Annotated in this window: 7 protein-coding genes and 2 pseudogenes; 4 read left to right on the plus strand and 5 right to left on the minus strand. The window is 74.6% G+C overall.

The window, feature by feature from the left end:
• The first annotated feature begins 206 nt into the window (after nt 1-206).
• The 4 genes from H1A17_RS04315 to H1A17_RS04330 are packed head-to-tail and all read left to right on the plus strand — an operon-like array spanning nt 207 to nt 4929.
• Complete coding sequence (locus tag H1A17_RS04315; RefSeq protein WP_194821118.1) at nt 207-1970, plus strand: hypothetical protein; 1764 nt, start codon at nt 207-209, stop codon at nt 1968-1970.
• Nucleotides 1967-3433 carry an NADH-quinone oxidoreductase subunit NuoF family protein gene (locus H1A17_RS04320; protein WP_145921189.1) on the plus strand — a complete coding sequence of 489 codons (1467 nt, stop codon included), beginning with the start codon at nt 1967-1969 and terminating at the stop codon, nt 3431-3433. Before H1A17_RS04315 ends, H1A17_RS04320 begins: the two co-directional genes overlap by 4 nt.
• 21 nt (nt 3434-3454) lie before the next feature.
• On the plus strand, nt 3455-4081 hold the full coding sequence (locus tag H1A17_RS04325; protein WP_194821119.1) for a TlpA disulfide reductase family protein: 627 nt from the start codon (nt 3455-3457) through the stop codon (nt 4079-4081).
• The gene (locus tag H1A17_RS04330) at nt 4081-4929 is read left to right on the plus strand and encodes a cytochrome c biogenesis CcdA family protein (protein ID WP_194821120.1); all 849 of its coding nucleotides are present in this window, start codon (nt 4081-4083) and stop codon (nt 4927-4929) included. The genes H1A17_RS04325 and H1A17_RS04330 overlap by 1 nt, the downstream gene beginning before the upstream one ends.
• 49 nt (nt 4930-4978) lie before the next feature.
• Here the strand turns inward: H1A17_RS04330 and serS are convergent, their stop codons facing one another.
• From serS to H1A17_RS04355, 5 genes and pseudogenes are all read right to left on the minus strand, one after another.
• Entirely contained in the window at nt 4979-6265 is a 1287-nt protein-coding gene (gene serS, locus H1A17_RS04335) for a serine--tRNA ligase (protein WP_145921186.1), read from the minus strand.
• 372 nt (nt 6266-6637) lie between these two features.
• A pseudogene (locus tag H1A17_RS04340) lies at nt 6638-7716 on the minus strand (MerR family transcriptional regulator).
• Between the two features lie 84 nt (nt 7717-7800).
• Nucleotides 7801-8973, minus strand: a complete 1173-nt coding sequence (locus H1A17_RS04345; RefSeq protein ID WP_145921184.1) for a trans-acting enoyl reductase family protein — start codon at nt 8971-8973, stop codon at nt 7801-7803.
• Between the two features lie 56 nt (nt 8974-9029).
• Nucleotides 9030-10202, minus strand: coding sequence for a zinc-dependent alcohol dehydrogenase (locus H1A17_RS04350; protein ID WP_194821121.1), 1173 nt, complete (start codon nt 10200-10202; stop codon nt 9030-9032).
• Nucleotides 10199-10441, minus strand: a pseudogene (locus H1A17_RS04355) (hypothetical protein); the annotation flags it as partial. The gene H1A17_RS04350 and the pseudogene H1A17_RS04355, both read right to left, overlap by 4 nt.

Here is a 10441-nt window from a genome sequence, read left to right on the forward strand (position 1 = left end):
ATCGTCCCGACAGGCTCCCCATCCCCGGCCGTCCACCCGCCGGGACGTCGTACGCCGAGCCTTACACGCGTCCCGGACCGGGGTGGTTCGACGATCCGCCGAGAATTTTCGGCGGCGGCACTGATCCGTACGCGTCGGAGGTCCGTACTGGAGGTGGGAGCAGGGTCGGCCGGTGGTGGCGCCGCCGTTAGACGATCGAGGAGCAGATGGCCCGGGCAAAGCAGAACGAGAAGGCGGCGACCGTCCGGACCTCCACCAGCAGCCGTGGTGTCCGGACAATGTCGAAGGGCACGATGGCGCTGATGGTGGCGTCCGCGCTGGGGCTGTTCTGGGCCGGGGTCGAGATGACCGGCAACGGCACGGCGATGTACGCGTACGGCTTCTTCTTCACCGAGTTCTTCGCCGGGGTGGTCGCCCTGGTGTCGCTCAGCCTCACCGTGATGATGGGCCTGCTCGCCACCGACCGGCTGGTCCTCATGATCCGCCACCGGGTGCTCCTGCAGTCCGCGCACCGGGCCACCGGCATCCTCGGCGTCGTCGGCCTGGTCTTCCACGTCATCACCAAGATCGCCATCGGTCGGGCCGGACCCACCGACGCCGTGGTGCCGTTCATCGGTGGCAGCGGGCTCTACGTCGGGCTCGGCACGGTGGCCGCCTTCCTCATGGTGAGCGTGCTGTGGACCGGCATCGTCCGGGTCCGCTTCGCCGGCGTCGGACCCAAGTGGTTCTGGCGCAGCCTGCACTCCCTGGCGTACCTCTCCTGGCCGTTCGCCCTGTTCCACGGCCTCAACGCCGGCCGGGCCGCCAAGTCCTGGGTGGTGCTCAGCTACCTGGCCTGCGTCCTGCTGGTCGTGGTGGCGCTGCTGGTGCGGATGTCGGTCTACCTCGGCAAGCGCAGCCGCGAGCAGCAGCAGGCCGTCGCGCTGAACAAGGCCATGACGGGCAAGGGCGTCGACGAGGGTAAGGGCCGGACGCTGCTCACCGGGCTCGGCCGCAAGAAGGAGGAGGAGAGGGAGAGCCGGAGCAGTTGGGCCGAGACCGCCCTCGCCCCGTCCTGGAACGCGCCGACCGGCAGCGCCCGGCGTCGGGACCCCGAGCGGTTCACCGTCCCGGTCGTCCCCGAACCGGGCACCCTGCGCGAACCCGTGCGGGGCGGCCGGGGCCGTACCACCCAGGAGACCGCGCCGGCCCCCCGCCGCGAGCGCGACCTGGAACCGGCCGCGCGCCGCCGGACCGCCGAGCGGGACGACCGCGACGAGCGGCCCCGCCGCCGCGACGAGGACGCCGCCCCCGTCTCCGGTGCCCGGCGTTCCCGCTACGAGGAGGACGTCGCGCCGGTGTCCGGTGGTCGCCGCTCCCGGTACGAGGAGGACGTGGCCCCGGTGTCCGGTGCCCGGCGTTCCCGCTACGAGGAGGACGTCGCTCCGGTGTCCGGCAGCCGCCGCCGCGACCGCGACGAGGACGTGGCCCCCGTCTCCGGCGGCCGGCGCTCCCGCTACGACGAGGACGTCGCCCCGGTGTCCGGTGGCCGCCGCTCCCGCTACGAGGAGGACATCGCCCCCGTCTCCACCGGCCGCCGGGCCCGACGGGACGACGACGACCTGGCCGCCCGCTACTCGGCCCCGCCCCGGCGGCGCACCGAGGAGCCGGAGGAGCCGTGGGACAGCCCGCGCCGGTGGGAGGGGTCCGACCGGCCCGTCTCGGCCGAGCCGATCTCCGCCGCCCCGCGCAGCGGCTCCGGCCGGCACAGCGTCGAGGCGGACGTGCCGGAGGAGCCGGACTACTGGCGTCCGCCGGCCCGCTACGTCGCCGACGACATCCCCGTCGACGACACCCCGACCCTGGTCGACCTGGCGTCCCGGCGGGCCCGCAAGGCCACCGGCGACAGCCGCAGCCGGCGCAAGGGCAAGGCCAACGCGGACGCCGTCGACGGGGCGTACTGGGCCGGGCTGCGCGGTGAGGCCAAGTGATGCGCACGAAGGTCCCACCGGTCGCCTGCATCGGCGAGCCCCGGCTGACCGCCGGCTTCGCCGAGTTCGGCCGGCTCGACCTGATGGCACACGAGATGGAGCACGGGCCGATCGGCCCGATGGAACCGGCCAACCTGCTCCGGCTGGCCGAAGCCATCCAGCTCAAGGGCAAGGGCGGGGCGGGTTTCCCGTTCTACCGCAAGTTCAAGGCGGTGCTGGAGTCCTGCGAACGGCAGGACCTGCCCGCCGTGGTGGTGGTCAACGCCACCGAGGGGGAACCGGCGAGCTGGAAGGACAAGGTGCTGCTCACCCGGGCCCCGCACCTCATCCTCGACGGCGCCGCCCTGGCCGCGTACGCGCTGGACGCCGAGGAGATCGTGCTCTGCGTCGCCGACGACCTGATCGGCCGGGAATCGCTCACCGAGGCCCTCGCCGAACGCCGGATGCCGGTGCCCACCACCATCGTCACCGTGCCGCACCGGTTCATCTCCGGCGAGGGCGGCGCGCTGGTCAACGGGATCAACGGACTGCCGCACATCCCGCCCGGCACCAAGAAACGGTCCAGCGACTCGGGCGTACGCAACCTGCCCACCCTGCTGTCCAACGCCGAGACGTACGCCCAGGTGGCCATCGCGGCCCGGCTCGGCCCGTACGAGTACGCCGCGCTCGGCACCGACGACGAGCCGGGCACCGTGCTGCTCACCGTGACCGGCCAGGCCAAACGCGCCGCCGTGGTGGAATGCGCCGCCGGCACCCCGCTGCGGGACATCCTCGACCTGTGCGAGGTGCCGGAGGGGCCGGGCATCCTGATGGGCGGCTACCACGGCCGGTGGATCACCTGGGAGGCGGCGCAGCGGGCCGAGATCACCCGCAAGAGCCTCACCAGCGTCGGCGGCACCCTCGGTGCCGGCATCATCATCCCGCTCGGCCGGGACACCTGCCCGCTCGGCGAGGCCGCCCAGGTGGTCCGCTACCTCGCCGGGGAGTCCGCCGGCCAGTGCGGGCCGTGCAAGCGCGGCCTGCCCGACCTGGCCCGCGCCGTCGACCTGGCGGTCTCCGGCAGCGCCCCGGTGGAGGTGGTCCGGGCCGCCGCCGGTGACGTGAAGGGCCGGGGCGCGTGCAGCCACCCCGACGGCACGTCCCGCTTCGCGCTCTCCGCGATGGAGGTGTTCGCCGACGACCTGCGGCAACACACCACCGGCGAGGGGTGCGGCAAGCGGGTCAAGGGCGTGATGGGGCTGCCCGGCGCGCCCGACGCCAACCCCCGCAAGCTCACCCTGGACTGGTCCCGCTGTGACGGGCACGGGCTGTGCGCCCACGTCGTACCGGACTTCATCCGGCTCGACGGCAACGGTTACCCCGCCTTCCCGTCCACCCCTGTGCCGACCTGGCTGAAGGAAGGTGCGATGAAGGCGGTCAAGGTCTGCCCCGAACTCGCGCTGCGGCTGGTCGAGGCCGAGTAGCACCACCGAGAGGAGCACCGGATGCGGTCGTCGTCGTCACCCAGCAACGGGCCGGAGGGTCGGCCGGCCGCCCGGCTCGCCGTCGCCGCCACCCTCGCCGGCACCCTGCTGGCCGCCTCGGCCTGCGCCGTCGGGCCGACGTCGGCGCAGCCGGCCGCCGAGGTCGCCGTCCCGGTCGCCACCGCGTCGACCTCCGCCGCGCCGTCGTCCGTCGCGACCACCCCGACCGGCGCACCCGCCGTGGTGCCCGACGCGCTGCGCTTCACCGCCAGGACCCTCGACGGTACGGCGTTCTCCGCCGCCGACCTGGCCGGCCGTCCGGTGGTGCTGTGGTTCTGGGCGCCCTGGTGCGCCACCTGCGCCAGCCAGGCGTGGACGGTCGCCGAGATCGCTCCGAAGTACCGGGACACCGTGCCGATCGTCGGGGTGGCCGGCCTCGGTGAGCAGAAGGCGATGCGCAGCTTCGTCACCGAGTTCGAACTCGGCGGCACCACCCAGATCGACGACCGGGCCGGCGCGCTGTGGCGGCGCTTCGAGATCGTCGAACAGAGCACCTTCCTCATCATCGACCGGGAGGGGAAGGTCGTCCACCAGGGCTTCCTCGACGGCGAGGACCTCACCCGCTGGGTCGCCGCCCTGGCCGGCTGATGACCGGCCCGCTGCTGCTCGCGCTGACCGCCGGGATGCTCGGCGCGGTCAACCCGTGCGGCTTCGCGATGCTGCCGGCGTACCTGTCGCTGCTGGTCGCCGGGCCGGCCGACGGCCGGGGCGCGGTCGGCCGGGCACTCACCGCGGCGGCCGGCCTGACCTGCGGGTACGTCGTGGTGTTCGGGGCCTTCGGGTTGGCCGTCGCGCCGCTGGCCGACTGGCTGCGCCCCCGGCTGCCGTGGCTGACCGTGACCCTCGGGCTGGGTCTGCTGGCGCTGGGCTGCTGGCTGCTCGCCGGCCGCCGGCTGCCCACCCCGCGCCCGTCGGCCCGCGCCCCCCGCCTGACCCGTTCGCTGCCGTCCATGGCGCTGTTCGGCATGGCGTACGCGCTGGCGTCGCTGAGCTGCTCGATCGCCCCGTTCCTGGCGATCGTGGTGACCAGCCTCCAGGCCGGGTCGACCCTGCGCGGGCTGGCGCTGTTCGTCGCGTACGCGATCGGGATGGGGCTGGTGGTGGCGGTGGCGGCGCTCGGCGTGGCGCTGCTGCGCGGCCGGGTGGTCCGTGGGCTGCGCGGCGTCGGCGCGTGGGTGCCCCGGCTCAGCGGTCTGGTGCTGCTCGTCGCCGGCGGCTACGTCGCCTGGTACGGCTGGTACGAGGTCCGCCTCGCCCAGGGCCGGCACGACGCCTTCGGCGACCCGGTGGTGGTCGGCGCGGCCCGGGTCCAACGGACGCTGGTGACGGCGCTGGACACGGCCGGCCCGGCGGTGCTCGCCGGGCTTTTGGTCGTGCTGCTCGCGGTGGCGGCGCTGCGGCACCGCACCCGCACCCGCGACGCCGGGCGGACGTGAGGGCGGTGGGCGGCGGGTGCCCGCAGGACCCCGCCGCCCACCGGACGCCTCAGCGCACCGGGGTGAGCCGGTCGGTGCCGAGCCGGTCGCGGAGCACCTCGGGCACCAGTACCGAACCGTCGGGCTGCTGGAACTGCTCCAGGATGGCCGGGAAGAGCCGGCTGGTGGCCAGCGCCGAACCGTTGAGCGTGTGCACGAACCGGGTCTGCTTGCCGCCCGGCTCGCGGTAGCGGATGGCGGCCCGGCGGGCCTGGTAGTCACCGGCCCAGGAGACCGACGACACCTCCTTGTACTTGCCGGTGCTCGGCATCCACACCTCGATGTCGAGGGTCTTCTTCATCGAAGCGCTGGCGTCACCGGCCGACAGCAGGCTGCGCTGGTAGTGCAGGCCCAGCTTCTCGACCAGGCTCTCCGCGTGGGCGAGCATCTCCTCCAGCGCCGCGTCGGCCTGCTCGGGCAGGGTGAACTGGAAGATCTCCACCTTGTTGAACTGGTGCCCGCGTACGGTGCCGCGCTCGTCGGAGTGCGAACCGGCCGCCTCCCGCCGGTAGCAGGGGGTGTACGCGAACGCCTTCAGCGGCAGCTTCGACGTCTCCAGGATCTCGTCCTGGTAGGCGCCGAGGATCGCCGTCTCCGAGGTGGGCAGCAGGAACTGCCCGCGCGGGGCGGACTCCCGGTCCAGGTGGTAGACGTCGTCGTAGAACTTGGGGAACTGGCCGGCGGCGAAACCGGCGGTGTCCAGCAGCAGGTGCGGCGGGAGCAGGAACTCGTAGCCGGCCCGCACGTGCTCGTCGATGAACCAGTTGATCAGCGCCCACTCCAGCCGGGCGCCCAGGCCGGTGTACATCCAGAAGCCCGAACCGCCGAGCTTGACGCCCCGCTCGTGGTCGACCAGGCCGAGCGCCCGGCTCAGCTCCACGTGGTCGCGGATCGTCTCGATGACCGGCGGCGCACCGAAGGTCTTCACCACCCGGTTGGCCTCCTTGCCGCCGGGCACCACGTCGTCGGCGGGCAGGTTGGGCAGCTCGCTCATCGTGCCGCGCAGCCGGGACTGCACCTCGTCGAGCTGGGACTCCAGCTCGGCGAGCTGCTTGCGCTCGACCTCCGGCGCGACGGACTCCGGCGTGGTGCCGGCCCGCTTCGCCTGCGCGTACGCCCGGGCCTCGGCCTTGCGGCGCTGCCGCTCGGCGTCGATCTCCGTGATCAGGGCGCGGCGTTCCTGGTCGAGTCGCTGGATGTCGTCCAGGACCCGGTTGACCTCGGCGGGATCCAGTCGCTTCGCGAGCGCGGTCGCCACCGCCTCGCGATCCTTCCGGATCAACTCCATGTCGAGCATGCTGCTCCGTACGCTCCGTCCAGGCGGTCAGGTGGGACCCTCCGATGCTACCGTCGCGCCCGCCGGCCCCCGGCCCCGGTGCTGACGCGCGCTGCCCGGGACCCCCGGGGCGGGGGCCCGCACCGGCGTCATCCGCACCCGCCGCTGGCGACGGGGACGCGCCTGCCTTCGCCACCCGGCCCTCTGCCTCGTGCCCGGCCCGGCTTGACGGCCGGCGACTTTGCCCATCACCGAAGGTGACGATGCCGGGTTGATCTCTCAATTCACTCCCGGTAATCGCTGTCGGTGCCGCTTTCGAGCCCTGCTGCGGCCTGCTGCCCTAACGACGCCGTTGAACGCGGGGTGCCCGCCACCGCTACCGGAAGGCGGGAGTCAGAGCCGGATCGGCATCAGGATCGAGAAGGTGTCCTCGTCGTCGGGGCGGCGCACGGCCAGCGGGGCGATCGGACCGTCGAGTTCCAACACCAGTTGCGGGCCGCCGGCGGCGTCCAGGGCATCGAGCAGGAAGTCCCCGTTCACCCCGACCAGCAGGTCGGTCGGGTCCGGCCCGGCCAGTTCGGCGGCGTCGACCAGGCGCAGCCCGTCGCGGTCGTCCACCCCCAGCACCGTCACCGGCAGCGCCACCCCCTCGTGCTCCCGGGTCACCGTGGGGGTGGTGGACCGCAGCGCGCTACGCAGCGCCGCCACGTCGACCGGAACCCGCCGGGCCGTGGCGTCCGCCGGACGGCGCAGCAGCCGCCGGTAGTCGGTGAACTCGTCCGGCAGCACCGCCGAGCGGGCCTCGACCCCGGCGACGGCGACGGCGACCTCCCCGCCGGCGACGGTCAGCCGCACCTGTTCGGTGGTGTCCAGCAGCGCCCGGAACTCGTCGACGGCCGCCGCCGGCAGCAGCGCCCGCACCGGCGGGCCGTCCACCCGGCCACCGGCGCGGGCCAGCGCCATCCGGTAGCGGTCGGTCGCCACCAGCCGTACGCCGTCGGACTCCACGTCCAGCAGCACACCGCCGAGCACCGGCAGGTCGGGGTCGGTGCCGACAGCGAACCGGACGGCGTCGACGGCGGCGGCCAGGGCGACGGGGGACAGGGTGATTCGGGTGGTCATCGGACACTCCTCGGGATCGATCAGGGCACGGATCCGGGAGAGTTCGCGGCGGGCGTCGGCGAGACCGTCCTCCAACCGGCGCAGGTGCGCGTCGAGCAGCCGCCCGACCCGCGCCGGCTCGTCGCGCAGCCGCAACGCGGCGGTGATCCCGGCCAGCGGCATGCCGATCCGGCGCAGGCCGGCCACCAGCCGGGCCGGCGTCACCTGCGCGGCGGTGTACCAGCGGTACCCGTTCACCGGGTCGACAAGCGTCGGGTCAGCACCCCGCACCGGTCGTAGAACCGCAGCGCGCTGACCGTCAGGCCACTGGCCCGGGCCAGCTCGCCGATGCTCAGCAGCTCGCTCTCCATGCCCACGATGCTGTCGCCTCAACCAGGTCGAGGGTCAAGCCCGCACCGGCCGCCGCCGGCCCCGCGACCCGGCCGTCGTCCCCACTACGGGAGCACCCGGAACGTGATCCCCGCCCGCACCAACCGGTCCAGCAGCGCGTCCCCCATCGCCGCCACCGGGGTCAGCTGCCCGGACGTGGCGGGCAGCTCGTCGTACGCCAGGCAGAGGGCCGACTCGGCGAGCATCTTGGCGGTCTCGTCGTAGCCGGGGTCGCCGCCGGCGACCTCGGTGCGGACGGTCCGGCCGCCGCCCTCGCCGACGAACCGCACCCGGAACCACGACCGGGCCCGCTGCTCCGCGCTCGGCCCCTGCCCGGAGGCGAGCCGGCCGAGCAGCCAACGCCGGGTCGGCGGCAGCTTCACCAGCCCCACCACCCCGGCCATCCCCGCCCCCGCCGCCAGCACCGTGGGCAGCCGCCTGACGGCGGCGAAGTGCCGGTAGCGGAAGTCCGGGCCGTACTCCGGGCGGGCGGCGGCGGACCGGCGTACCACCTGCGGGTCGATGGTGGGCAGCGGCACCGCCCACATGCCGGTCGCCGCCGACCGGCCCAGCTTCCCGGCCACCGCACGGACCCGGCGTCCGTCCGGCCGGGGCTCGACCGCCCGCCGGGCCTGCGCCGCCCGCTTCGTCTGCGCGGTACGGGAGAACGCGGTGAGCGCCGAATGGTACGTGCCGGCGGAGAACCTGCCCCCGGCCCGGACGAACCCGTCGACGCTGATCGGCCCGTCCGCCGGCAACTGCCGGACGGTGTACCAGACGCCCAGGTCGTGCGGGACCGAGTCGAAGCCGCAGGCGTGCACCAGCCGGGCCCCGGTGCGGACCGCCTCGGCGTGGTGCCGCACGTACATCAGGTCCACGAACTCCGGCTCGCCGGTGATGTCGAGATAGTCGGTGCCGGCGGCGGCACACGCGGCGACCAGCGGCTCCCCGTGGTGCACGTACGGCCCGACGGTGGTGGCGAGCACCCGGGCGCCCTCCACCACCGCCCGCAGCGACCCGGCGTCGGTGACGTCGGCGGTCAGCAGCGGCAGCGTGGCCAGGGCCGGCTCGATGGCGGCGAGCCGGTCCCGCACCGCCGACAGCTTCGCCGGGTTGCGGCCGGCCAGCGCCCAGCGCAGCCCCGCCGGGGCGTGCCGGGCCAGGTACTCGGCGGTCAGCCCGCCGGTGAAACCGGTCGCGCCGAACAGGACGAGGTCGTACGGGCGGTCGGGGCGCATCCGCCGAGTGTGCCACCCGCGCCCGACCCGCAGCGGCTGGCGGGCCACCGGGCGGCTCAGCCGTGCGGGGTGAACACCGCCCGCACACAGCCGTCGGCCCGGTCCCGGAACAGCGCGTACCCGGTCGGAGCCTGGTCCAGGTCGAACCGGTGCGTCGCCAGGTGTTCGGTACGCAGCTCGTCGCGGGCCATCCGGTCCAGCAGCATCGGAATCCACCGTTGGCCGTGCTGCCGCGCGCTGCGCAGGGTGAGCCCCTTGTGCATCACCGCGCCCAGCGGGAAGGCGTCCACGAAACCGGTGAAGGTGCCCGAGACGAAGACCGTGCCGCCCTTACGGCAGGCGTGCACCGCCTCCCGCAGCGCCAACGGGTCCTCGACCGGGCCGCCCCGGCCGGTGAACCGGTCGGCCAGCGACAGCGGACGGCCACCGCCGTCGGCCACCCCGACCGCCTCCACGCACACGTCGGGACCCCGGCCCCCACTGCGTTCCCGCAGCTCGGCGGGGACGTCGGTGTGCTCGTAGTGCAGCGTCTCGGCACCGGTGTGCCGTTCGGCCATCCGCAACCGCTCCGGGTAGCGGTCGATCACGATCACCCGGTCCGCGCCGAGCACCGTCGCCGCCTGCGCGGTGAGCTGACCCACCGCACCCGCCCCCCACACCGCCACCACGTCACCGGGGCGGACCGCACCCAGCTCGGCACCCATCCAACCGGCGGGGGCGGCGTCCGAGGCGAACACCGCCCGGTCGTCGCTGACCGGGTCGGGCACGGTGAACGCCCCCACGTCGGCGTACGGCACCCGGACGTACTCGGCGTGGCTGCCGGCGAACCCACCCGCCGTCCGGGGATGGCCGTAACAGCCGCCGGTGGGTTGCCCCCAGGCCGCCTCGGTGACCGTCGCGGCGGGCGCGCCGTTGTCGCAGCAGGAGTACAGCCCCTGCCGGCAGTACCAGCAGTTCCCGCAGGCCACGGCGGCGCAGACCACCACCCGGTCCCCGAGGCGGTGCCGGCGTACCGCCGGGCCGACCTCGGCCACGTCGCCCAGGAACTCGTGCCCGAGCACGTCACCGGCGGACAGGCCCGGCACCCGCCCGGCGAGCAACGGCAGGTCGGTCCCGCAGGTGGCACTGCGCCGTACCCGCACGATCATGTCGTGGGCGTTGCGCAGCTCCGGATCGGGCACCTGGCGTACCGCGAGCCGGTCGACGCCCTCCCAGCACAGCGCCCTCATCCGGGCACCGCCGGCCGGTCGGGGGCGGGCCGCTCGACGGCCGGCCGGTCGGCGCGCAGCACCTCACCGGTCTCGACGAGCTGCCGTACCGCGCGCAACACCTGCCGCAGGTAGCCGTCGGGGTCGTCGCCGACCAGGTGGGCGGCCATCCCGGGGAGGGCGGCGAGCCCGCCGAGCGGCCGGACCGCCAGCTCGGTGCCGCGCCCGCCGGGGGCCGGCCGCAGGTCCAGCTCCACCGC

Source organism: Micromonospora sp. S-DT3-3-22 (assembly GCF_015354745.1).
In the GTDB taxonomy this organism is placed as follows: domain Bacteria; phylum Actinomycetota; class Actinomycetes; order Mycobacteriales; family Micromonosporaceae; genus Micromonospora; species Micromonospora wenchangensis.